A 23286-nucleotide genomic window follows, 5' to 3' on the forward strand; every position below is an offset into this window, starting at 1 on the left:
GGAGGCCGGCCGCCGCACCAGGGTGCGGCGGCCGGCCTCCGGCGCTCACGGCGATCCGCCCGGGGTGCGCCCGGGCGCGCGGGGCGTCACCCTCGACGTATGACCGAGGGCTGGGAGGTGCGACGGGCGGGCCCGGCCGACGCCACGCACCGGGTGCTGATGATTCCGGGTGCGCTGTGCACGACCGCGTTCTACGCGGATCTGATGGCCGAGCCGGCGATGGCGGGCCTCGGGACGATCGCGGCGACCCTGCCGGGGTTCGGCCGTACCGAGGAGCCCGAGGACGTGTCCGTCGAGCACTACGCCCGGCTGATGTCGGACTTCGCGGCCGAGGCCGGCTGCGACACGGTCGTGGGCCACAGCCTGGGCGCGAACGTGGCGATCGAGATGGCCGCGGCGGGCCTGTTCACGGGACCCGTGGTGCTGCTCTCGCCGACCTTCTCGCGAGGGGACGAGTCGAGGTCCCTGTCCGTGATCAACACGGTGGCGCGGGTGCCCGGGCTCGGCACGGCCGCCTGGGCGGCCATGCTGAAACTGCTGCCCCGGGCGATGGAGGACGAACTGCCGCCGCCGCGCGCGCAGGCGCTGGCGGCGGCGATGGCCGACAACGACCCGGCGGCCTGCCGCCGGATCCTGTGGCACCACTACGCCTATCTGGACCGGTACGCGTCGCTGGTCCCCAGGCTGTGCGAGGCCGGGGTCCCGGCCTGGGTGGTACGCGGGGACCACGACGAGGTCGGCCTGACCGACGCGGAGCGGCGGGGGCTGGAGGCCTGCCGGAACGTCCGGACGGTCACGGTGCCCGACGCGGGACACTTCGCGCTGGTGGAACAGCCCGCGCGGGTCGCCGCCGTCGTCCTGGAGGCGGTGACCGCGGCGGTGCGCTGAACGCGGTGCCCGGTCCCGTCGTCCTCAGTCGTCGGAGCCCATCTGGTCCTCCGCCGACAGGTGTTCCACCGTCCGGCCGGTCTCGGTGAACGTGCGCGTCACATGGCCCGAGGAGTACACCCACAGGATCCGCAGCGGGCGGTCGCCGATGTTGCGGAACAGGTGCGGGACGGGGGACGGCACGTACGTGGTGTCGTACTGCTCCAGCTTCGTCACCTCGCCGTCCACCCACACCTCCGCCTCACCCTCGAGGATCGTCACGTGCTCGTCGCAGTTGTGCGAGTGCAGCGGGGCCCCGGAGCCGACCGGATAGACACTCATCCCGCTGGTGATCCGGTTCTCCCCGTTCGCCGACGTCGTGGTGACGAGCGGGGTCGTGACGACCGCGCCGCCGCGGTCGAGGAGCGGGACGGACGCGGCCTTGATGATGGTGGTCATGTCGGACGACGTTAGGTCGCCGCCCGGTGAATGGGGGGCCTCCGGCATGCAGTTTTACGTTGCGCTCCGAGGTGGGTGAGCTTCTCGGACACGGCTGTACCTTCACCTGGCACCGCACGGATTCCCGACCCGTGCTCGTAATGCGCCGGAAAGAAAAGGCAGGTAAAGGCCGTGAGGCTCCCCGTTCTCGACGAAGAGGAAATGGATGCGCGGCAGCAGGAGCTGGCCGCGCGGATCGCCGGCCGCCGTGGCGCGGTGCGCGGTCCCTTCCGGGTCTGGCTGCACAGCCCGGAGATGTGCGAACGGGCCGAGTCGCTCGGCGCGTTCGCCCGGTTCGACTGCTCGCTGCCCAGGCACCTGCGCGAGCTGACCCTGCTGATGGCCGCCCGCAACTGGGACGCGCAGTACTCCTGGAACGCGCACGTGCACCAGGCCGTCGAGGCCGGCATCCCGGAGGCCGCCGTGCGGGCGATCGCCGAGAAGCGCGAGGCGGTCTTCGACAACGAGGCGGACCAGGCCTTCTACCGGTTCTGCCGGGAGATACTCGACGAGCACTTCGTCACCGACGCCACCTTCGCGGCGGCGCTGGAGCACTTCGGCTCCAAGGGTCTGGTGGACACCATCGGCGCGCTCGGCAACTTCACCATGCTCGGGATGTGCCTGAACACCTTCCAGGTGGACCTCCAGGCCGACAAGGAACCCCCCTTCCCCGACATCCGCGGCTACGGACGTGTGGCCCCCGAGGGCGACCGGCCATGACCGCCGTACTGCGCGCCCGGGGCGTCACCAAGAGCTTCGGCGGGGCGGCCGCCCTGAAAGGCGTCGACCTCGATCTGTACCCCGGCGAGGTGCACGCCCTGATGGGCATGAACGGCGCCGGCAAGTCGACCCTCGTGCAGGTGCTGTCCGGCGTCCACCAGGCCGACGCCGGCACGCTCGAGATCGACGGACAGGAGCAGCACGGGCTGAGCGTGCGCCGGGCACGCAGGCTCGGCATCTCCTCGGTGCCACAGCGCCGCGAACTGGCGATGGGCCTGAGTGTCGCCGAGAACATCCTGCTCGGCGACCTGCCCACCCGGGGGCGCGCCGTGCGGTGGAAGGCCGTCAGGGAAGAGGCCCGCACGGCCCTCGCCGCCCTCGGGATCGCCATCGACGTGGAGCGCGCCGCCGGTTCGCTCACCGTCGCCGAGCAGACCATGGTCGAGGTGGCCCGCGAGGTCCGGCGCGGCGGCCGGGTGCTGATCCTGGACGAACCGACCGCGTGTCTGAGCGCCAAGGACGCCGACCGGATCCGTGCCCTGGTGCGCACCCTGCGCGACGAGGGGGTCGCCGTCGTCTACATCTCGCACTACATCGACGAGGTCATGGCCGTCGCCGACCGCCTCACCGTCCTGCGGGACGGCGCCGTCGTGACGAGCGCGCCCGCCGCCGAGCTGGACGACGCCGCACTGGTGCGCGCCATGGTCGGCCGGGACGTCGTCTCCACCCGCCCCGAACGCCCCGCGCCGAAGGACGAAGTCGGCCTTTCCGTCAGGGGGTTGAGCCAGGGCCGGGCCATCAGGGACTTCACCGTCGAGGTGCGCAGGGGTGAGATCGTCGCCGTCCTCGGACCCGCCGGGGACGCCCAGTCCCGGCTGTTCGACCTGCTGTCCGGGCGGCAGCGCCCGGAGCGCGGCGAACTGCGCGTCGACGGCAGGGCCGTGCCCTTCGGCCGGGTCCCGGCCTCGCTCGCCAGCGGGCTGCGCTGTGTCACCGGCGACCGCCGTGCCCTGGGCCTGGTCCCCGGCATGTCGCTGGACGAGAACCTGATGCTCGCCGAGGACCGGTTCGCCCGCCGCCGCCTGCACCGGCGGGGTGGACTCGCCCGCCGGGCCGCTCCGCTGCGCCACAGCTACGGGGTGCGGGCGCTGGCCGGGAACCCGCCGGTGAGCGCGCTGTCGGGCGGCAACCAGCAGAAGGTGCTGCTCGGCAAGTGGCTGGAGACCTCACCGGCCGCGTGCTTCCTGGAGGACCCCACCAACGGCGTGGACATCGCGGCCATGGCCGACATCCACACCCTCCTCGACGACCTCGCCTCCCGGGGCGTACCCGTACTGCTCGCCTCCTCCTCCGCCGAGGAGGTCATGCGGCTCGCCGACCGGGTCGTCGTCGTGAGCGCCGGCCGCACCGTCGCCGAACACGACATCACCGCCATCACCCGCGACGAACTCGTCGCCACGGCCCTCGGAGGTCAACCGCAGTGAGCGTCAAGACACTTACCGATGCCCCCGGCGTCTCCGACCCGCCCGAGGAGCCCAGGTCCCGCTTCACCCCGGGCAGGGTGCGCGATCTCCCGCACGCCGGGCTGGTCGCCGTGCTCGTCCTCGTCGTGGTGTTCACCGCCGTGCAGAGCGAGACGTTCGCCACCGACCGCAACATCGTCAACATCCTCAGCCAGGTCAGCGTCAACGCGGTGCTGGCCGCCGGACTCACCCTGCTGATGACCGCGGGCGGCATGGACTTCTCGATGGGCAGCAACGTCGCCGTCACGGCCGCCGTGTCGGCGAAACTGCTCGCCGACGGCCGGCCCACCGGTTACGCCGTCGTCGTCGCGCTGCTGCTCGGCACCGCCATCGGACTCGTCAACGGGCTGGTGGTGACCTTCACCAAGGTGGCGCCGTTCGTCGTGACGCTGGCCTCTGCCACCCTGCTCGACGGCGTCGCACTGCTGGTCCACGACGGCTCCACCATCTCCATCGGCACCCGGATGTTCGCCCTCGGCAACGACAAGGTGCTCGGCGTGCCGTATCTGCTGATCGTGGCCGTGCTGGTGCTGATCGCGACGGCGCTCGTCATGCGGTTCACGGTGTTCGGCCGGGACGCCTTCGCCATCGGAGGCAACGAACACGTGGCCCGCCTCAGCGGCATCGACGTCACCGCCCGCAAGCTCACCCTGTACGGCCTGACCGGCACCCTGTCCGGACTCGCCGGCCTGATGCTGCTGTCCCGCCTCGGCTCCTCCAGCCCCGGCGGCACCGCCGGCCTCTCGCTCCAACTGGCCGTGGTCGCCGCGGTGGTGATCGGCGGCACCTCGCTGGCCGGCGGACACGGCACCGTCATCGGCACCGCCCTCGGCCTGGTGCTGCTCGGTGTGGTGGCCAACGCGCTGAACCTCCTGGACTTCTCCAGCAACTACCAGCCGGTCTCGGTCGGCGCGGTGCTGCTCGTCGCGGCCGTCGCCAACGAGATGCACAAGGCCCGCCAGGGCTCGGCCCGCCACTGACCTCCCTCCCGTCCATGCCTCCCGAAAGGCGTTTCACCATGAGACTCTCCGCCCGTTCGCGCAGGGCGCTGTTCGCCACCGTCACCGGCTCCACCCTGGTGCTGACCGGTTGCGGCAACGGCGACAGTGGCAGCGGCAGTTCCGACAGCGTCTCCCTCGGTTTCGTCAACGGTGGCGACACCAACTTCCACAGCTGTCTCCAGAAAGCCGTCGAGGGCCAGGCCAAGACCGCGGGAGCGAAGGTCTACACGGCCAACTCCCACCAGAACGCCGGGACCGAGCTGTCCAACATCGAGGACATGATCTCCCGCGACGTCAGCGCGCTGATCGTGCAGACGGTCAACGTCGACGCGCTCAAGGGCGACATCGCCAAGGCGAAGGCGTCCGGCATACCGATCTATCTGACCTCCGTGTCCACCAGCGACGCCGCGGACATCCTCGGCGCGGCGGTCGTCGACCTCAAGAAGGTCGGCAGCCTCGACGCGGGCTGGATCGCCCAGGACGCGGGCACCAAGAACGTGCAGGTCGGCATCGTGGCCGGGGCTCCCGGCGCGGCCTCGGACCTGCTGGTGGGCGGCTTCAAAGGCGCTCTGCCGGCCACGGCGAAGGTCGTCGCCAACCAGCCGGGCATGTTCAACCCGGCGAAGGCCCAGGACGTGGCGGAGAACATGATCCAGGCCAATCCCGACCTGGACTACGCGTTCGTCGCCAACGAGGAGATGGCCTTCGCCGTGCGCAAGGCGTTCGACGCGGCCGGCGCGAAGGACGTCAGGATCGTCACCGTGAACGGGACCGACGAGGGCCTGGCCGCGGTCAAGAGCGGCGCGTTCTCCGCCACCGTCTCGAACTCGGCGAAGACGATCGGCGAGACGGCCGTCAAGAACGCCGTCGGGCTCCTCGGAAAAGAAAAGGTTGACAAGATTGCCGACATTCCTCTTCTGTTGGTGACCAAGGACAACCTGAGCGAGGCACCCCAGTACTGCCCGAAGTGAGGGCCCCACCGGGAAGCGGTGCCTGCCGGCGCCCCGGTTGTTCCGAGCCGCAGGAATGCTCCCGTTCTCGACGCCGCGGGCGGGAGCCGCAATCGGAGGAAACATGGACCGCTTGCTGCTGATGCACAGTTTCGTCACTGTCGCTCAGGCCGGAAGCTTCAACGGAGCCGCGAAGAAACTGGGGTCCTCCGGGTCACTGGTGTCACGGCACGTGGCCGAACTGGAACGTCAGGTGGGGGTCCGCCTGGTCAACCGCACCGCCCGCTCGGTGAGCCTCACGGAGCCGGGCCTGAGGTACGCGGAATTCGCCGCCCGCATCCTCGAGGAGATCGACGCGCAGGACGCGGCACTCGCCGACTCGCACGACCGGGCCGAGGGCACCCTCAGCATCATCTGCCCGAAATGGATAGGCAGTCTGGACCTGGGTGACGCGATCGCCGCCTTTTCCGCGGCCCACCCGAAGATTCAGGTCCGATTCGAACTCGGCGGAATGTCCGACCGTACCTACGATTTCCTGGACAGCGGATTCGACGTCGCATTCCACACCCGCGACCTCCGCGATTCCAGCGTCCGCCTGAAGAAGATCTCCTCCCTGCCGTTCGTGCTGTGCGGCTCGGCGGACTACATCGAACGGCGGGGCGGCCTCGCGCATCCCAACGACATCGCGGGCCACGACTGCCTGGTGCACGTCAACGACCCGGTCTGGCGCATCGGCCACGGCCACGCGAGCACCCTGCACAAGATCCGCAACATCGCCTTCTCGTCCAACTCCTACCTCGCGCTCCAGAAGGCCGCCGTGCACGGCCGGGGCATCGCCCTGCTCCCGCAGCGCCCGGCCTACGACGACCTGGTCTCCGGCGCCCTGAAGGTGCTGCTGCCCGAACTCGCCGTACCGGACCGCCCGCTGTACGCCATCTACGGCCCGGGACAGGACACCCCGCGCAAGATCAGCGTGTTCCTGGACTTTCTCTCCGCGTGGTTCTCGCAGAACCCGATTCCCGCGATCCGGTAATCCCGACGGCACGCGCAAACAAGAGTTGCGCATCGGGTGGAGCCGGGGCCATTGAGGCCCCGGCCACCCCCTACCTACGCTCACCAGGCGACCCGGAAACGAGGAATGCATGGGAATCCAGAGAATCGAATCGGTCACCTACGGCATCGACGACCTCGACGCATGCGTCCGGTTCTTCGACGACTTCGGTCTGTTCCTGGTGGAGCGGAGCGAGGAACACGCCGTCTTCGAGACCCTCGCCGGGCAGACGCTCCACCTCGACACCGCCCCGAACCCGCTCCTGCCGCCGCCGGTGGAGGAGGGGCCCACCCTGCGCGAGGTCGTCTGGGGCGTCGACACCCCGGAGGAGCTGGCCCGGCTCGCCGAGGCGGCCGGCCGCCGGCGCGCGGTGCGCGAGAGCGCCGACGGTGTCCTGCACACCGTCGACCTCAGCGGCTTCGGCGTGGGCCTCACCCTCGCCCGGCCGAAGCCGGTCACCGTCACCCCCCGTCCCGCCAACGCGACGGGCGCCGTCCACCGCTGGAACACGGCACTGGAGCCGCTCACGCGCGCGTACCCGCTGCGCATGTGCCATGTGGCGCTGAACATCGCCAAGGCGGGCAAGGACGAGGCCGTCGCCTTCTACACCGACGTCCTCGGCTTCCGGCCGACCGACGTCGTCGAGCCGATGGGCGTCTTCATGCAGGCCCCGGGCGACGACGACCAGCACACCATGCTGCTCTGCCACCGCCCGGACCGGGTCGGCGTCAACCACATCGCCTACGAGGTGCCCGGTTTCGACGATGTCATCGAGGGCGGCAACCACATGATCGAGAAGGGCTGGCGGGAAGCCCGCCGGCTCGGCCGTCACACCGTCGGCTCGAACGTCTTCCGCTTCCTGCACGCCCCGTGCGGGGGCCGCGTCGAGTACGCCGCCGACATGGACCGCGTCGACGACACCTACGAGACCCGCGTCCACGAGACCACCCCGCCGCACCACATCTGGGCGCTGCGCACGAACCGCGACCAGGAGGCCGGCACCGCCTCCTGAGCCGTTCCGCCCCGCCGCGCGGCCCCGTCGATCCGCCCGCCTCATCGATCCCGCCTCATCGACTCTCCAGCCTGAGAGGGCACCCACCCATGACCACCGACCACGGCTACCCCGCCGTCCGCCTCCACATCGCGGGCGAGTGGTGCCAGGGCGGCACCGGACGTACCGCCCCGATCGTGAACCCGGCCACCGAAGAGGTGATCGGACACGTACCCCTGGCCGCCCCCGCCGACCTGGACCGCGCCCTCGAAGCCGCCGCGGCTGGCTTCAAGGTGTGGCGCGCGACGCCGGTCGCCGAACGCACCGCAGTCCTGCACGCCGCCGCCGACCTGCTGACCGGGCGCGCCGCCGAGATCGGCCGGATCATGACCCTGGAGCAGGGCAAACCGCTCGCCGAGGCGACCGGTGAGGCCCGCCGGGTGGCCGGCACCCTGCGCTGGCACGCCGACGACGCCCGCCGCGCCTACGGCCGGATCATCCCCGCCGAGCCCGGCACGCTCCTCACCGTCCGCCGTGAGCCGATCGGCCCGGTCGCCGCCTTCGTGCCGTGGAACTTCCCGGCGGGCGGCCCGATGCGCAAGATCTCCGCCGCGCTCGCCGCCGGCTGCTCGATCGTCGTCAAGGCCTCCGAGGAGACCCCGGCGACCGCCATGGAACTGGTGCGCTGCTTCACCGACGCGGGGCTCCCGGCCGGGGTGCTGAACCTCGTCTTCGGCGAGCCCGCCGAGGTCTCCGCCCACCTGATCGCCTCCCCGGTGGTCCGGCTGGTCGCCTTCACCGGCTCGGTGCCGGTCGGAAAGCTGCTGGCCGCGCAGGCCGGCCAGGTCATGAAGCCGTCGCTGATGGAACTCGGCGGCCATGCCCCGGTGATCGTCTGCGCGGACGCCGACCCGGTATCGGCCGCCCGCAAGGCCGCCCGGGCGAAGTTCGCCAACGCCGGCCAGGTCTGCACCTCGCCGAGCCGCTTCCTCGTCCACGAGAGCCTCGTGGACGAGTTCACCGCCGAGTTCGTGAAGGCCGCCGAGGCGGTGGTCGTCGGTGACGGACTCGAGCCGGGCACCACCATGGGTCCCCTGGCCAACGCACGCCGACTGGAGTCCCTGGAGCGGCTCACCGCCGACGCCGTCGCGCGCGGCGCCAAGGTCCTCACCGGCGGCGAGCGTGCAGACCGGCCGGGCTACTTCTTCGCGCCGACCGTCCTGACCGACGTCCCCGAGGACGCCGAGCTGCTGCACGAGGAACCGTTCGGACCGATCGCGCCGATCGTGCCGTTCGCCGACCTCGACGAGGCCCTCGCCGTCGCCAACGCGCTGCCGTACGGCCTCGCCGCCTACGGCTTCACCGACTCCGCCGCGACCGCCGAGAAGCTCTCCGCCGAACTGGAGGCCGGGATCCTCTCCCTGAACCACTGCGGCGGCTCCGTCCACGAGGCGCCCTCCGGCGGCGTCAAGGACAGCGGCTACGGCCGGGAGGGCGGGCCGGAGGCGCTGGACGCCTACCTGGTCACCAAGCGCGTCTCCCACCAGCTGGCGCCATGAGGTACGCACGGCTCGCGGTCGACGGACGGACGCGATGGGGCCGGGTGGGGGAGGCCGACGTGGAGCTGCTGTCCGGCTCCCCGCTGGCAGGCGATGCCGAGGTCGTCGGGACCGTCCGGCGGGACACGGCCGACTGGCTGCCGCCCGTCGTCCCGCCCGTGTTCTACGCGGTCGGCCTGAACTACCCCCGGCACATCGCGCACGCCGCCCGGCTCGGCAATCCGGCCGCCGTCACGCCGGACCGCCCGGAGGTCGGCTACCGCGCCAACAACGCCCTCACCGGCCACCGTTCACCCATCGTGAAGCCGGCCGGGGCCGAGGGACGGTTCGAGGCCGAACCCGAACTGGTCGCCGTCATCGGCCGTACGGTCCGGCACGCCTCCTACGAGGAGGCCCGCGGATCCGTCTTCGGCTGGACCATCGGCAACGACGTCAGCGCCCGCACCTGGCAGCACCAGGACCGCACCCTGTGGCGCAGCAAGAACAGCGACACCTTCAAGCCGATGGGCCCGTGGATCGAGACCGACGTCGACGCCCTGGCGCAGACCACCACCTTGCGGGTCAACGGCGCGGAGCGGGCCTCGTTCCCCACCGGAGACATGGTCTTCGACCCCTTCGACTACATCGTCGAGATCACCCGGCACATCACCATGCGGCCCGGGGACGTGCTGTGGATGGGCGCCGAGTCGACCTGCGCGATCGAGCCCGGGGACACCGTGGAGATCGAGATCAGCGGTATCGGTGTGCTGTCCAACCCCGTTCACCTCGAAGGGAACCACCAGTCATGAGCGCGGAACCCCGCTACATCCACCACGTCAACTTCCCCACCACCGACCCCGACCGCACCGCCGCCTGGTACACGAAGGTCTTCGGCATGAAGCGGATCATGCCCAAGTCCAACACCCGGGTCGTGCTGATGACCCGCGGCAACTTCGACCTGCACTTCACCCCGGTCGAGGAGATGGAGCGCATGGCGCCCTATCACTTCGCCGTCGAGGTCGACGACTGGGACGACTTCCTGGCGCACCTCGGCGAGCTGGGCATCCGGCACACCCGGCCCATCCAACGCCCGGAGAACCAGTCGAAGTTCTGCTACATCCACGACCCCGACCACACCATGATCGAGATCGTGTACCACGCTAAGCGCCCCAGCTGATCACGCGCCCGACCGATCAACCCCGTTGAGGAGCTCCCTCCCATGCCTCTCGCCGACTCCGACGGCACCTCCCTCTACTACGAGCGCCACGGCAGCGGTCCGGCGATCCTGTTCGTGCACGGCAGCGGCGGCCACCACGCCGCCTGGTGGCAGCAGGTCGCCGCGCTGCGCGACGAGTTCACCGTGGTCACCCTCGACCTGCGCGGCTTCGGCAAGTCCGACTCGACCATGGCGGAGTTCGACGGCCAGGACTTTCCCGGTGACGTCGTCGCCGTCCTCGACCAGGAGGACCTGACCGACGTCATGCTGGTGGGGCAGTCCATCGGCTCCGTCGCCGCCCTGCGGGCCGGCCTGCTGCGCCCCGAACGCGTCTCCTGTGTCGTCCTCGGCCACTCGCTGGGCGGCATCAGCCATCCCGAACTGAAGGAACTGGCCGCCGCCGACCGCGCCGAGGCCGTCAGACTCCCCGTCATCGACCGGCTGCTGACCAAGACCTTCCAGCGCGAGCGGGCCGACCTCACCTTCCTGTTCCAGCAGATGGGCACCTTCAACGTCGCCAGGATGCAGGACCTGCGCAACCTCGACACCGACGGCCCCTCCCTGGAGGAGATCGAGGCCTCGGGCGTCCGGGTCGCCTTCCTCGCGGGCGAGAAGGACGCCGTACTGAGCGTCGAGACGGTGACCCGCGCCCACGAACTGCTGGCCGGCTCGCACCTGGAGATCGTCCCGGGCGCCCCGCACTCCATGTACTGGGAGACGCCCCAGGCCTACAACGAGGCCGTCGCCCGTCTGCGCCGCACCCTCACCGCACCGAAGGAAGCAGCATGAGCAGCCTGACCCTGGCCGCCGCCGAGGAGATCATCGAGGCCGCCACCCGGCGGGCCCGGGCCGTGGGAAAGGCGGTGAGCGTCGCCGTCGTGGACGCCGGCGGCTTCCCCATCGCCATCCGCCGCCCCGACGGGGCCCGCCCCCTCACCCCCGACATCGCCCGCGCCAAGGCGTACACAGCGGCCGTCATGCAGCGGCCCGGCGCGATGCTGAAGAAGTGGCAGGAGAGCCAGCCCGTCTTCTTCGCCCAGCTCTCCCAACTCCCCGGCGCGGCCATGCCGATCATGGCCACCGAGGGCAGCGTCACCATCAAGAAGGACGGCGAGATCATCGGCGGCCTCGGCATCGCCGGCGGCACCGCGGACGAGGACCAGACCATCGCCGACGAGGTGCTCGCCTCCCTCGGCTACGAGCTGGAGTTCGCCGCCTGGGGTGTCGCGGGCGGCCCCGCCGGGCCCGGAAAGGACGCGTGACCCATGGCGGACACGTTCAACTACCGCATCGACCACCACGGCAGCCTGGTCCGTCCCGCCGAACTGGTCGCCGCCCGCGCGGCCGGCGACCCGGAGGCCCGGGCGGCCGCCGAGCGGCGGGCGGTCGAGGATGCGGTCGTCCTCCAGCGCAGGCTCCGCTCGACCGTCGTCACCGACGGCGACTTCCCCCGCGAGGACTTCCGCGGCGCCGTCCTCGACGCCGTGACCGGTTTCCGCCGCACCGACGAGGTCGGTCCGGACGGCCTGGTCGGCTGGGTCGCCGAGTCCCTGCCCAAGGCGAACGGCCCGCTGCTCGCCGACTGGGCGGACCGGCTCACCGCGCTGACGGTGATCGCGCCCAAGGTCTCGCTGCCCTCCCCGGCCTACCTCGCCGCGACCACCTACCGCCCCGGCCTCGGGGTGGCCTCCGCACGCGAACTGGGCGAGGCCCTCGCGGAGATCGTCCAGGCGGAGATCGAGCTGCTGGTGTCGAGGGGAGTACGGCTGATCCAGCTCAACAACCCCTTGCTGCTGGGCCAGTTGGCGGTGGAGCCGGCCGACCCCGGGGCTCTGTCCTTCGAGGACGCGCTGGCCGTCGAGGCCCTCGCCGTACGCCTCGACGAACGCCCCGAGGGGGTACGGATCGGGGTTGCCCCCGGCCATGCCGCCCCCGCGGCGGTGGACCGGGCACGCGCCGAGCGGCTGTACGGCGCGGTACCCGCCGACCGCTGGATCCTGCCCCTCGACCAGGGCACCGGGGCCGAGCTGGACCTCGTCAGGGCGCTGCCGGAGGACCGGGACGTCTGCCTGGGCGTGGTCGACGCCACCGTGCCCCAACTCGAGGACATCGACACGGTGATGGCCCGCATCGACGCCGTCGGTGAGTTCAAGGACCTCGAGGACGCGGCCGTGTCGCCGTCCCGGGGCTTCGCCGACGTGGCGAGCCGTCCGCTGCTGACGGCGGAGGAACAGCGCAGGAAGATCGTGCTGGTCGAGACGGTCGCCCGCTACGTCTGGGGCAACGAGTTCTGACGGCGGAGGACCGGGGCCGGGCGACTCGCGCGAGTCGCCCGGCCCCGGTCTCACGGCGCACCGTCCGGTGGCGCCCGTTCCACGGTGTCCCGTCCCGGGACGCCTGTCCCACCGTGCCCGGCCGGGCGGCACCCGCCCCGCGCACCCTGGCGCTACAGCGCCTCGGCGAAGGTGACCGTCCGCTCCGTCAGCAGCGGCCACACGGTCGCCACGATCAGCTTCTCGAAGTGCTCGGCCGCCTTGTGCGCCTCGAACCCGGCCCGGTCGGCGTACCGCTCGTAGAGCAGGAAGCCGCCGGGCTGCCCCTCGACCGCGTGCACCTCGTACCCCTCGTTCGCCGGCTCGGCGCGGGTGTGCTCACGCACCTGGAGCAGCGCGGCGCGGACGGTGCTCTCGTCGGCGGGGGCGCAGCGGTAGTGGGCGACGACGGCGTAGGACATGTCCGGTTCTCCTCGGCGGGTCGGCGAAGGCCGCTGTCAGGCCTGCGGCCCGCCGATTCCAGCATGGATCAGGCCCGCGCCCACCCGCGCGCGGCGCAACCAATGCCTGCTGCCGCGGAGCTGGTGGCACCGCCCTGACGTGGTGTGTTGTCACAGTCCGCACCCTGGCCGACAAAGGAAGTGACCCGACATGCGTACCCTGGAGACCCTCGTGGGCGGGGAGTGGGTGGCGAGCGGCGACTGGATCGACGTCCTCGACCCCGCCGACGTCCGTACCCCCGTCGCCCGTGTCCCGGCCCTCACGGCCAAGGACGTGACCCGTGCCTACGACCACGCCGAGCGCGGGTTCGCGCTCTGGAAGCGCACCAGCCCCTTCGAGCGGGCCCGGATCTTCACCGACGCGGCCCGGCTGATCCGCGAACGGGTCGAGGAGATCGCCGCCGACGTGACGGCGGAGAACGGCAAGACCCTGACGGAGGCGACCGGCGAGACCCTCAAGGCCGCCGACTTCCTGGACTACTACGCCGGTCTCGCCCGCCAGGGCTACGGCACCCTCCTGCACGACGTACGGCCCCGGCACCGCACCCACACCCAGCGTGAGCCGATCGGCGTGATCCTGGTGATCAGCCCGTGGAACGACCCGCTGATCACGCCCGCCCGCAAGCTCGCCCCACTGCTCGCCACCGGCAACGCGGCCGTGTTCAAGCCGGCCACCGACACCCCGCTCTCCGGACTGCACCTCGCCCGCGCCCTGCACGACGCCGGACTGCCCGCGGGCGTGCTGAACGTGGTGACCGGCCGGACCGCCGAGATCGAGGAGGCGCTCCTCGACGACCCGCGGATCGTCGGCATCACCTTCACCGGCTCCAACGCCGTCGGCAACCGCATCCGACGCCGTCTCGCCGACCGCAACGTGCGCTTCCAGGGCGAGTTGGGCGGCAAGAACGCCTCGGTGGTGCTCGCGGACGCCGATCTCCCGGCCGCCGCGAAGGCCGTCGTCGCGGCCTCGTTCGGACAGGCCGGCCAGCGCTGCACGGCCACCAGCCGGGTGATCGTCGAGCGGCCGGTCCACGAGGAGTTCACCCGGCTGCTGATCGCCGAGGTCGAGCGGCTGACGGTCGGCCCGGGCAGCGACCCGGCGACCACGCTGTGCCCGCTGGCCGGCGTCAAGCAGCGCGACGGCGTCCTCGCCGACCTGGCCCGGGCCGTCGAGCAGGGCGCCACGGTCCTCACCGGAGGCGGGGCCGACACCGAGGGCGAGCGCGTCTTCGGCTGCTATGTGCGGCCGACCGTGCTCGGGGACGTCACCCCCGAGATGGCGATCTGGCGCGAGGAGGTCTTCGGGCCGGTCCTCGTCCTGCGCGTGGTCGACGGCTTCGACGCGGCCGTCGAGGCGGTCAACGACTCCGGCTTCGGTCTCGCCGCCGCAGTCTTCACCCGTGACCTGGCCCATGCCCTGCGCTTCGCCGACGAGGCCGAGTGCGGACAGGTCGCGGTCAACTCCACCACCACGGGCTGGGACGTCCATCTGCCCTTCGGCGGATTCCACGACTCCGGTACCGCCTACAAGGAGCAGGGCGAGGAAGTCCTGCGTTTCTCGACGCGCGTCAAGACTGTCGCTGTGCACTTCGGCGGCTGACGATCGGGAGCACTGACAACGAGAGAGAGGAGGTGTGCGATGGCTGACGAGACGATCGGCGTCGTCGGCGCCGGCATCGTGGGTCTGGCCACGGCCCGCGAGATCGCCCTGAGCCGGCCCGGCACCCGGGTGGTGGTCCTCGAGAAGGAGCGGGAGGTCTCGCTCCACCAGACCGGCCACAACTCGGGCGTCGTGCACGCGGGTATCTACTACGCGCCCGGCAGCCTCAAGGCCGAGCTGACGGTACGGGGTGTGGACCTGCTGCGTGCCTACTGCCAGGACCGCGGGCTGCCGTACCGCGAGATCGGCAAACTCGTCGTGGCGGTCCGCGAGGACGAGCTCGGCCGGATGAACGCCCTCTACGACCGGGCCAGGAACAACCATGTGCCCGACCTGCGGAAGGTCTCCCGCGAGGAGATCCGGGAGATCGAGCCGAACGCCGGTGGGGTCGCCGCCCTGTACTCCCCGCGCACCGCGATCACCGACTACCCGGCGATCGCCCGTGCCTTCGCCGACGACGTGATCGGCTCCGGGGGAGAGGTGCGCACGGGCTTCCCCGTCACCGGCATCACGCAGGTGCCCGGCGGCATCGAGGTGGCGTCCGGAGCGGAGCGGGTGCGGGTGGACCGGCTGATCCTGTGCGCGGGGCTGCACTCCGACGCCGTGGCGGGTCTCGCGCAGGACCGGCGCGAACCGCGGATCGTGCCGTTCCGGGGCGAGTACATGCTGCTCAGGCCGGAGAAGAGCGACCTGGTGCGGGGCCTGATCTACCCGGTGCCCGACCCCCGCTACCCGTTCCTGGGCGTCCACTTCACGCCCCGCGTCGACGGTTCGGTGGAGGTCGGCCCCAACGCGGTCCTGGCCCTGGCCAGGGAGGGGTACACCCGCACCCGGATCTCCCCGAGGGACCTGTTCGGGCTCGCCGCCTACCCCGGCGTCTGGAGGATGGCGGCCCAGCACTGGCGCACGGGCGTCAAGGAGTACCGCGGGTCGTTCTCGGCGAAGGCGTTCATGAAGGACGCCGCGCTGTACGTCCCGGGGGTCGGCGTCCAGGACGTCGTGCGCGGCGGGGCGGGCGTGCGGGCCCAGGCCCTGGACCGGGACGGCACCCTGGTGGACGACTTCCGCATCCACCGGGTGGGCCGGGTCACCGCCGTCCGCAACGCGCCCTCGCCGGCCGCCACGGCCTCCATGGCGATCGCCGAGCACATCGTCGAAGCCGTTTTCGACGGCGCTTCCGGCGCCGGCTGAGAAGCCCGGCGGGAAACGGGCCGCCGAAGCGGGCTGCCCCGACCGGTCGCCGGAACGGGTTCCCGGAGCAGGTGCGGAAACCGTTCTCGGCGACCGCTCGCGCAACCTGAAAGTGCCCTGCGAACAGCCCGCTTTCCCGCAACAACAGCTTGCGCTCCCAGGGGCTCCGCAAGGCCTTTCCGGCCCCCTAGCGTTCCCTCCGCAACGCCTCACCACGTGCCCCACCGAGAGAAAGAAGTACGGGACATGTTCGTCGTCGACACGCAGATCCACATCTGGCTGGAAGAGACCCCGGACCGCCCCTGGGTCCCCGGCGCCCGGGAGCGGATCCGCCTCAACGGCCACCGCGAGGACCCCTTCTCGTACGAGGAGGCCCTCGAGCTGATGGACGAGGCCGGCGTGAACCGGGCGCTGATCCTGCCGCCGTCCTGGGAGGGCGACCGCATCGACTACGCCCTGGAAGCCTGCGAGGCGCACCCGGACCGCTTCGGCATCATGGCCCGCATCCCGCAGAACAAGCCCGAAGAGGGCAAGGCCATGCTGAAGGACTTCGCGCAGAACCCGTACATCAAGGGCACGCGACTGACCTTCCACCGGCCGCAGGACCGCAACTGGATGATCGACGGCACCAACGACTGGTACTGGCCGGTCGCCGCCGAGCTCGGCATCCCCACCATGGTGCACGCCCCGATCTGGAAGCGTGAGCTGGGCGAGATCGCCGCCAAGCACCCCGAGCTGAAGATCATCATCGACCACATGGGCATCATGGCCCGCTGTGTCGACGACGCGATCGGCTACTGGGTCGCGGAGACCGCAGACCTCGCCGCCCACCCGAACATCTACGTCAAGGTGTCCGCGCTGCCCGGCTACTCGACGCAGCCGTTCCCGAACAACAACATCCAGAAGTACGTGCGCGAGATGGTCGACAAGATGGGCCCGCAACGCTGCTTCTACGGCACCGACATCACCCGGCTGCTGGGCCACGGCATCACCTACACCGACACCATCGAACAGTTCACCAAGCACTGGGACTTCACGCCCGAGGAGCTGGAGTGGATCATGGGCCGCGGTATCTCCGAGGTCCTGAACTGGCCGATCGAGGGCTGAGGAAGCACGAGAGATGACCGACCCCACCACCGCACCGGGCGCCGACGGCGGAGACGCTCTCGTCACCGCGTTCAACGCCGTCGGCGCCGACTACCTGTTCTGCTCCTCCGGGTCCGAGTGGGCCCCGGTATGGGAGTCCCTCGCCCGGCGCCACCGCGACGGACTGCCCTGCCCGCGGTATCTGGACCTCACCCACGAGACCGTCGCCGTGGGCATGGCCACCGGCTACGGCCTGGTCAGCCGACGGCCGCAGGGTGTGCTGCTGCACGCCGCCCCGGGCCTGCTCCAGGGCTCGATGGCCGTCCACGGGGCGCTGCTCGCCGGCGTCCCGATGGTGGTCAGCTCCTCGGAGTCGACCACCTACGGCGACGGCCCCGGACAGGATCCGGGCGGCCAGTGGTACCGGAACCTGTCCATCGTGGGCGGCCCGCACGGCGTCGCGGGCCCGTTCACCAAGTGGGCCACCGAGGCCGCCAGCGTCCACACCCTGCCCACCATGGTCACCCGGGCCGCCGAACTGGCCTGGCGGGCCCCGGCGGGCCCGGCCTACCTCAACGTCCCGCTGGAGATCCTCCTGGAGGACTGGGACGGCCGCGAGGCCAAGCCCGTCGTGCCGCCGGGCTCCACGCACAGCTCGCCCGACGAGGTCGACCGGGTCGCGCGGCTGATCCGCGAGGCGAGGAACCCGGTCGTCGTCACCGAGACGGCCGGCCGTGAGGCGGGCGGCTTCGAGGCCCTCGTCGCCTTCGCCGAAGCCTGGAACATCCCGGTCGTCGAGCCGGACTCGGCGGTGTGCGGCAACTTCCCGCGCACCCACCCGCTGCACGCGGGCAGCGACATCGGCCCGTGGATGGACGAGGCCGACCTCATCCTCCTCGTCAACTGCCGTGCCCCGTTCTACCCGCCGTCGCGCCGCCCCTCGACGGCACGGATCGTCGTCATCGACGAGGTGCCGCAGCGCCCGCACGTCGTCTACCAGGTGCTCTTCGCGGACCAGTACCTGGAGGGCAACGTCGCCAACACCCTGCGCCAGCTCGCCAAGCGGGCGAAGGACCTCGACGAGACCGCCGTCGCCGTACGGCGCACCGCGCAGGACGAGCGGTACGCCGCCGAGCGGGCCGCCGCCGCCGACGCCGAGACCCGGGCCGAGGCGCGGCAGCAGCGGGAGGGGGTCGACCCGGTGCTGGTCGCCGCCACGCTGCGCGAGGTGCTGGACGGTACGGAAGCGATCGTCGTCGACGAGACCATCACCCACAGCCGCGTCGTCAAGCGGCATCTGCGCACGGCAGGTCCCGACTCGTACTTCTACGTGCAGGGCGGCCTCGGGCAGGGCATCGCGGTCGCGCTCGGCGTGAAACTCGCCGCGCGGGAACGGCCGGTGGTCCTCACCATCGGCGACGGCGCGTTCACCTACAACCCGGTCGTCCCGTCGTACGACGCCAGCAGCTCCTACGAACTCCCGCTGCTCATCGTGGTGTTCAACAACCGTGTCTACAAGTCGATGAACCTCAACCACCGCAGGTTCTATCCCGACGGCGCGGCCGCCGAGACCGGCGAATGGCTCGGCACCGATCTGCACCGGCTGCCCCGACTGGCCGCCTTCGCCGAGCCGTTCGGCATGCACACCGAGACCGTCGACACCGCCCAGGCGCTCGGGCCCGCGCTCGAACGCGCCCTCAAGGCCGTGGAAGAGGGCACCACCGCCGTCGTCGACGTCCTCGTCACCCGCTGAACCAGGAGGCACCACCACCATGTCCACCCCACCCACGAAGATCCTGGTGCCCGCGGACGACCTGCGCGCCTTCTCCGCCGCCCTGCTGGAGAAGGGCGGCCTGAGCGCCGAACACGCCCGCACCACCGCCGACGTGTTCGTCTGGGCCGCGCTGCGCGGCGTCGACTCGCACGGCATCGCCCGCGTCCCCGCCTACCTGGATCTGCTGGAGAAGGGCGTCGCCAACGCCGACGCGCGGATCACGCTCGAGTCCGGCACGCCGGCCGCGGCGGTCCTGGACGCCGACCGGGCACCCGGCCCGGTGGCCCTCAGCGCGGCGGCCGACGAGGCCGTGACCAGGGCCAGGACGACCGGCATCGCCGCGGTGGGCGTCCGCCGCACGGTGCACACCGGCGCGATCGGCTACTACGTGTCGAGGATCGCCGAACAGGGCCTGGTCGGCATCGGCTTCGTCGCCGGGATGCCGAACATGGGTTACACCGGCGTCAAGGGGGCCGCGGTCGCCACCAGCCCGCTCGCCATCGCCGTCCCCACCGACGTGTCGTCGGCGCACGCGCCCCTCCTGCTGGACATGGCGACCGCCACCGTCGCCCTCGGCAGGATCCGGCAGGCGAAGGCGAGCGGCACCCCGCTGCCCGAGGGCGCCGCCGCCACCGAGGACGGCACCCCGACCACCGACCCGGCGAAGGCGGTCATGCCGCTGCCGCTCGGCGGGGCGAAGGGCTCCGGCATGTCCCTCGCCTTCGAGTTGCTGACCAGCGTGCTGGTGGGGGCGCCGATCTTCGCGGAGTTCCACTCGGACGACCCGGCCGGCCGCAAGCACCGTCAGAACGCCCTGCTCATCGCCGTCGACCCGGCCGCGTTCGGGGGCACGGACGCGTTCACGGCGTCCGTGGACGCCACGCTGGACACGCTCAAGGGCCTGCCGGCCGCGGACGGCGCACCGGGCGTGTTCTACCCCGGCGAGCGCAGTGCGGCCGTGGCCGCCGACCGCGCGGAAAAGGGCGTGCCGGTGGCGCCCAAGGTGTGGCGCGACCTGACGGAACGCGCCGGGAAGCTGGGCGTCGCCCTGCCGGAAGCCGCCGGCTAGGGACCGGCGGCCGTCCCGGGCGACGCCCGGGCAGGGGCGGGTGGCCGGGTCGCGCCGGTGCGGCGGCAGACCCCGTCGGCCACCCGCGCGGCGTCCGATGCGGCGGACGCCGCCCTCCCCCCGGTCCCTCGCCCCGACCCAAGCGGCACTCACGGACCCCCGGCCCCCTGCCCCGCACACCGGCCCGCGCCTGCCGGGCCCGCGCCTGCCGGGCCCGCGCACCGGCCCGCATCTCGGCCCACGCACCGGCCCGGGCGCACCGCCCCGCGCCTGCCGGGCCGCGCTCACCGGCCATCGCCCACCGGCCCGCCTCCAGCGGGCCGTTACTCGCGGCGGGCCACTATGCGGTAGGCGTTGGAGACGCGGAGGCGGTGGGAGAGCGGGCGTATCGCGAAGCGGTCGAGCAGGGTGCTCGCGATCAGTGCCGGGATCCCGGCGAGGAGCAGGGCCGCGCGCAGGGTGCGGCGGAGCGTGCCCGGCCGTTCGGGCAGCCATGGGGCGTCGTCGCGGGGCGCCGCGTGGTCCAGCGCGAGCCATACGGCGGCCAGCAGGTCGACCGGGTCGTGCGGCTCGGCGTGCTGCTCCGCCACCACCGTGAAGCCCAGCCGGGTGAGCCGCTCCCGCAGATTGGCCACCGGCACGAAGTGCAGATGCTGCGGCTGGAGCCAGGGCAGCCACCAGCGGCCCAGCAACCGCGCCCAGCGGCTCTCGGGGTCAGGCACCTCGATGAGGAGGTGACCACCGGGGCGGACCGTCTCGTGCGCGGCGCGCAGTTCACGGTCCGGGTCGGTGCTGTGCTCCAGGTAGTGGAACATGCTCACCACGTCGTACCGCCCGGCGAGCCCGGGCGCCAGCTCGGGGAACGCGCCCCGGTAGCCGCGCTCCACCCGGCCCTCGCGCGCGGCGAGTTCGACGCCGTCGGTGAAGTCCAGCCCGTCGAACGTCGTCGCGGGCAGCACCTCCCGCGCGACCGCGCAGAAGTGACCGTGCCCGGTGCCGACGTCCAGCCAGGTCTTCGGCGCCGGATCGTGCGGCAGCATCGACCCGGCCCGCCCCCGGTACATCCCGGTCCGGCCCCCGAAGGTGTCCCCGAGCTTCTTCTCACCGAGCCCGTCGTAGAAGTCCCGGTAGTAGAACTCCAGGCCCTCGGCGCTCAGCCGCGGGTTCTGGAAGATGTGCCCGCAGCCCCCGCAGCGGTCCAGGACGAAGCGGCCCGGCTTGTGCTGGAGCAGATCGGTGGTGCGCAGCCGGGTGGTCAGCTCCGCCGCGCCGCACCACGGGCAGGTGGTGCGGCGCGGCTCGAAGAACCGGTCCAGGCCCGCGGCGATGTCCGCCCGGTACGCGGGGCGCGCCGCTGCGATGCGCTCGGCCTGCGGTCTGCTCTCTTCGCTCATCCGAACTCCCCGGCCAGGTCCTCGAGATGGGCCGCGGCGGCGGACGGGCCGCCCGCGGCGCGGAACGCCGTACCGATCCTCGCGGCGGCGGCGCGGTGGCCGGGTCCGTCCAGCACGGCGTCGACCGCCGCGCCCAGCTGCCGCGGGGTGACCCGGCCGAACCGCACCCGCACCCCGGCGCCCGCGTCGGTGACCTGTCCGGCCACCACCGGCTGGTCGTCGCGGATCGGGGCCACGACCAGGGGAACCCCGTGCCAGAGGGCCTCGCACACGCTGTTGTGCCCGGCATGGCAGACCACCGCGCCGGATCCCCCCGCCAGCCTCTCCAGCAGGGCGAGTTGCGGCACCGACGGCAGGACCAGTACGTCCTTGTCGTGCCCCGGTGACCCCAGGGTGCCGCCCGGGTCGACGAGCACGCCCTGGACCCGGTCGGCCCGCTCCCGCAGCACCTCCCGGCAGACCCCGAGGAACCGTCCGCCGACATCGGTGTTCGCGGTGCCGAGCGTGACCAGCACGGTCGCCCGGCCGGCGTCCAGCCACTCCCAGGGGAAGCCGGCGGTGGACGGCCGGGCCGTGACCGACGGGCCCACCCAGCGGACCCCGGCGTGTCCGCCGCCCGCCAACTCCGGGGTGCTGAAGGCCAGGACGAGATGCGGCGAGAAGCGCGGGTCGGCGTCACCGGCCGGGTCGCCGATCGCGGCCCGCAGCCCGGCCAGCCGCCGGTCCAGCCACTCCCTGACCTTGGGCAGCCCGGCGAGCGGGTCGGTGAACTCGGCCGAGGTGGTGGCCGAGGTCGCCCACGGCAGGCCCAGCCGCTCCGCGACCAGCGCCCCGGCGAAGGCCTGCTGGTCGGCGACGACGACGTCCGGCCGGAACTCCTCGACGGCCGCCCGCACACCCGGCGCCATCGCCTCGGCGAGCGGCAGCAGGTACCACTCCCACAGGAACTTCAGCGCCTCCGGCCCGCGCAGGTCCGCGGGCCGCTCACCGGGCGGCGCCCCGCCGCAGGCGAACACCGGCCCGGCGCCGGGGCCCGTGAGCCTGCCGACCAGCTCCGGATCGGGGCACACCCAGGCCACCCCGTGGCCCCGTGCGGTGAGTTCGGCGGCGACACCGACGGACGGGTTGAGGTGACCCACCAACGGCGGTACGACGAACAGGAACCGGCTCACCCCGCCGCCTCCGCGGCCACCCGTCCGGCCTCCTCGACGAGGGACAGGATGTGCCCGCCGACCGTCCCGGAGGCCTCCACGAGGACCGAGTGCTCGTGCCCCGGGATCACCACCGTGCGGCAGTCCGGCAGCACCGACCGGAGCCAGGGCGCGAGCGCGGCCAGGTCGGAGTCGGCGCCGTACAGCCCGAGCACAGGACAGCGCACCGCGGCGAGCTGTCCCTCCGTCAGCACCCGGCTGGCCGGGATGTCCCGCCCGAGGGACGTCTCCCGCGCGAGCCGGGCCGCGCCCCTGGCCAGCCGGGCGGTGTTGCGGCCGCGGTGCGCGGTGATCCAGGCGATCGCGTCGGGCTCGTTGTGGGCGAGTTGGTTCACGACCCGGTCCAGGATCCCGCCGAGCTTCACCGCCCAGGCGGCGGTGGCCGGTTCGGACTCGACGAGGCTCACGCTCGCCGCCCGCCCGGGGTGCCGGGCCGCGTAGCCGAACGCGACCGTGCCGCCGTAGGAGTTGCCGACCAGATGCACCGGACCGGTCACCGCCAGCCTGTCCAGCAGCGCCTCCAGGTCGTCGATGTTGTCGTCCAGCGTGTAGCCCCCGGCCGGGCGCCCGCTGCGGCCGTGACCGCGCAGGTCGTACATGACGACGTCGAGGCCCGCGGCCGCGAACGCCGGGGCGACGGTGAAGTAGTAGCTGGCCAGGCTGTCGGTGAGCAGACCGTGCACCAGCACCACGGTGGCGGTGGCCGGTCGGCCCTGCCGGGGGCCGATCCGCTGTACGTGCAACCGGACGGAACCGGTGTCGACCATCGTCAT

General features: G+C 72.2%; 23 protein-coding genes. 18 read left to right on the plus strand and 5 right to left on the minus strand.

The annotated features are described in order from the left end of the window. The first annotated feature begins 99 nt into the window (after positions 1–99). Positions 100–888 carry an alpha/beta fold hydrolase gene (locus tag AOQ37_RS08580; protein ID WP_062642879.1) on the plus strand — a complete coding sequence of 263 codons (789 nt, stop codon included), beginning with the start codon at positions 100–102 and terminating at the stop codon, positions 886–888. Between the two features lie 24 nt (positions 889–912). Here AOQ37_RS08580 and AOQ37_RS08585 read toward each other — a convergent pair whose 3' ends face one another. Continuing rightward, positions 913–1326: a cupin domain-containing protein gene (locus tag AOQ37_RS08585; RefSeq protein WP_062642881.1), complete on the minus strand. Its 414-nt coding sequence runs from the start codon at positions 1324–1326 to the stop codon at positions 913–915. 201 nt (positions 1327–1527) lie between these two features. Here AOQ37_RS08585 and AOQ37_RS08590 point away from each other — a divergent pair, with 201 nt between their 5' ends. From AOQ37_RS08590 to AOQ37_RS08645, 12 genes are all read left to right on the plus strand, one after another. Then, the gene (locus AOQ37_RS08590; protein ID WP_062642883.1) at positions 1528–2085 is read left to right on the plus strand and encodes a carboxymuconolactone decarboxylase family protein; all 558 of its coding nucleotides are present in this window, start codon (positions 1528–1530) and stop codon (positions 2083–2085) included. After that, positions 2082–3569, plus strand: a complete 1488-nt coding sequence (locus AOQ37_RS08595; RefSeq protein WP_062642885.1) for a sugar ABC transporter ATP-binding protein — start codon at positions 2082–2084, stop codon at positions 3567–3569. Before AOQ37_RS08590 ends, AOQ37_RS08595 begins: the two co-directional genes overlap by 4 nt. Continuing rightward, positions 3566–4588: an ABC transporter permease gene (locus AOQ37_RS08600; RefSeq protein ID WP_062642888.1), complete on the plus strand. Its 1023-nt coding sequence runs from the start codon at positions 3566–3568 to the stop codon at positions 4586–4588. The genes AOQ37_RS08595 and AOQ37_RS08600 overlap by 4 nt, the downstream gene beginning before the upstream one ends. 38 nt (positions 4589–4626) lie before the next feature. Then, positions 4627–5580 carry a sugar ABC transporter substrate-binding protein gene (locus AOQ37_RS08605; RefSeq protein WP_062642890.1) on the plus strand — a complete coding sequence of 318 codons (954 nt, stop codon included), beginning with the start codon at positions 4627–4629 and terminating at the stop codon, positions 5578–5580. Between the two features lie 103 nt (positions 5581–5683). Further along, complete coding sequence (locus AOQ37_RS08610) at positions 5684–6592, plus strand: LysR family transcriptional regulator (RefSeq protein WP_062642891.1); 909 nt, start codon at positions 5684–5686, stop codon at positions 6590–6592. 109 nt (positions 6593–6701) lie between these two features. Continuing rightward, positions 6702–7622 (plus strand): VOC family protein, encoded by a 921-nt coding sequence (locus tag AOQ37_RS08615; RefSeq protein WP_062642893.1) that lies wholly within the window; start codon positions 6702–6704, stop codon positions 7620–7622. 89 nt (positions 7623–7711) lie between these two features. Beyond that, on the plus strand, positions 7712–9160 hold the full coding sequence (locus AOQ37_RS08620) for an NAD-dependent succinate-semialdehyde dehydrogenase (RefSeq protein WP_062642895.1): 1449 nt from the start codon (positions 7712–7714) through the stop codon (positions 9158–9160). Further along, positions 9157–9948 (plus strand): fumarylacetoacetate hydrolase family protein, encoded by a 792-nt coding sequence (locus AOQ37_RS08625; protein WP_062642896.1) that lies wholly within the window; start codon positions 9157–9159, stop codon positions 9946–9948. The genes AOQ37_RS08620 and AOQ37_RS08625 overlap by 4 nt, the downstream gene beginning before the upstream one ends. Then, entirely contained in the window at positions 9945–10316 is a 372-nt protein-coding gene (locus tag AOQ37_RS08630; RefSeq protein ID WP_062642898.1) for a VOC family protein, read from the plus strand. The genes AOQ37_RS08625 and AOQ37_RS08630 overlap by 4 nt, the downstream gene beginning before the upstream one ends. A gap of 42 nt (positions 10317–10358) precedes the next feature. Next, positions 10359–11144: an alpha/beta fold hydrolase gene (locus AOQ37_RS08635; protein WP_062642900.1), complete on the plus strand. Its 786-nt coding sequence runs from the start codon at positions 10359–10361 to the stop codon at positions 11142–11144. Continuing rightward, complete coding sequence (locus tag AOQ37_RS08640; RefSeq protein WP_062642902.1) at positions 11141–11617, plus strand: GlcG/HbpS family heme-binding protein; 477 nt, start codon at positions 11141–11143, stop codon at positions 11615–11617. Before AOQ37_RS08635 ends, AOQ37_RS08640 begins: the two co-directional genes overlap by 4 nt. A gap of 3 nt (positions 11618–11620) precedes the next feature. Beyond that, positions 11621–12649, plus strand: a complete 1029-nt coding sequence (locus AOQ37_RS08645; protein WP_062642904.1) for a uroporphyrinogen decarboxylase/cobalamine-independent methonine synthase family protein — start codon at positions 11621–11623, stop codon at positions 12647–12649. A gap of 152 nt (positions 12650–12801) precedes the next feature. Here the strand turns inward: AOQ37_RS08645 and AOQ37_RS08650 are convergent, their stop codons facing one another. Further along, positions 12802–13089, minus strand: coding sequence for a putative quinol monooxygenase (locus AOQ37_RS08650; protein WP_062642907.1), 288 nt, complete (start codon positions 13087–13089; stop codon positions 12802–12804). A 190-nt stretch (positions 13090–13279) separates the two neighbouring features. Here AOQ37_RS08650 and AOQ37_RS08655 point away from each other — a divergent pair, with 190 nt between their 5' ends. The 5 genes from AOQ37_RS08655 to AOQ37_RS08675 all read left to right on the plus strand — a co-directional run bounded on the left by AOQ37_RS08655 (position 13280) and on the right by AOQ37_RS08675 (position 19908). After that, positions 13280–14728, plus strand: a complete 1449-nt coding sequence (locus AOQ37_RS08655) for an aldehyde dehydrogenase family protein (RefSeq protein WP_062642910.1) — start codon at positions 13280–13282, stop codon at positions 14726–14728. 39 nt (positions 14729–14767) lie between these two features. Next, positions 14768–15979: an L-2-hydroxyglutarate dehydrogenase gene (lhgD, locus tag AOQ37_RS08660; protein ID WP_062642911.1), complete on the plus strand. Its 1212-nt coding sequence runs from the start codon at positions 14768–14770 to the stop codon at positions 15977–15979. 246 nt (positions 15980–16225) lie between these two features. Beyond that, positions 16226–17086 carry an amidohydrolase family protein gene (locus tag AOQ37_RS08665; RefSeq protein ID WP_062642913.1) on the plus strand — a complete coding sequence of 287 codons (861 nt, stop codon included), beginning with the start codon at positions 16226–16228 and terminating at the stop codon, positions 17084–17086. A gap of 13 nt (positions 17087–17099) precedes the next feature. Further along, on the plus strand, positions 17100–18818 hold the full coding sequence (locus AOQ37_RS08670; protein WP_062642915.1) for a thiamine pyrophosphate-dependent enzyme: 1719 nt from the start codon (positions 17100–17102) through the stop codon (positions 18816–18818). A 19-nt stretch (positions 18819–18837) separates the two neighbouring features. Continuing rightward, a complete protein-coding gene (locus AOQ37_RS08675; RefSeq protein WP_062642917.1) occupies positions 18838–19908 on the plus strand; it encodes an Ldh family oxidoreductase in 1071 nt (356 codons plus the stop codon). A 323-nt stretch (positions 19909–20231) separates the two neighbouring features. Here the strand turns inward: AOQ37_RS08675 and AOQ37_RS08680 are convergent, their stop codons facing one another. From AOQ37_RS08680 to AOQ37_RS08690, 3 genes are read right to left on the minus strand one after another with little or no spacing between them, the layout of a single operon-like run. Next, positions 20232–21302 carry a class I SAM-dependent methyltransferase gene (locus tag AOQ37_RS08680; protein WP_199824962.1) on the minus strand — a complete coding sequence of 357 codons (1071 nt, stop codon included), beginning with the start codon at positions 21300–21302 and terminating at the stop codon, positions 20232–20234. Continuing rightward, positions 21299–22474, minus strand: a complete 1176-nt coding sequence (locus tag AOQ37_RS08685) for a glycosyltransferase (RefSeq protein WP_062642919.1) — start codon at positions 22472–22474, stop codon at positions 21299–21301. The genes AOQ37_RS08680 and AOQ37_RS08685 overlap by 4 nt, the downstream gene beginning before the upstream one ends. Continuing rightward, the gene (locus AOQ37_RS08690) at positions 22471–23286 is read right to left on the minus strand and encodes an alpha/beta fold hydrolase (protein ID WP_062642922.1); all 816 of its coding nucleotides are present in this window, start codon (positions 23284–23286) and stop codon (positions 22471–22473) included. The genes AOQ37_RS08685 and AOQ37_RS08690 overlap by 4 nt, the downstream gene beginning before the upstream one ends.

The organism is Streptomyces maremycinicus, from assembly GCF_001184025.1.
Classification (GTDB): Bacteria; Actinomycetota; Actinomycetes; order Streptomycetales; family Streptomycetaceae; genus Streptomyces; species Streptomyces maremycinicus.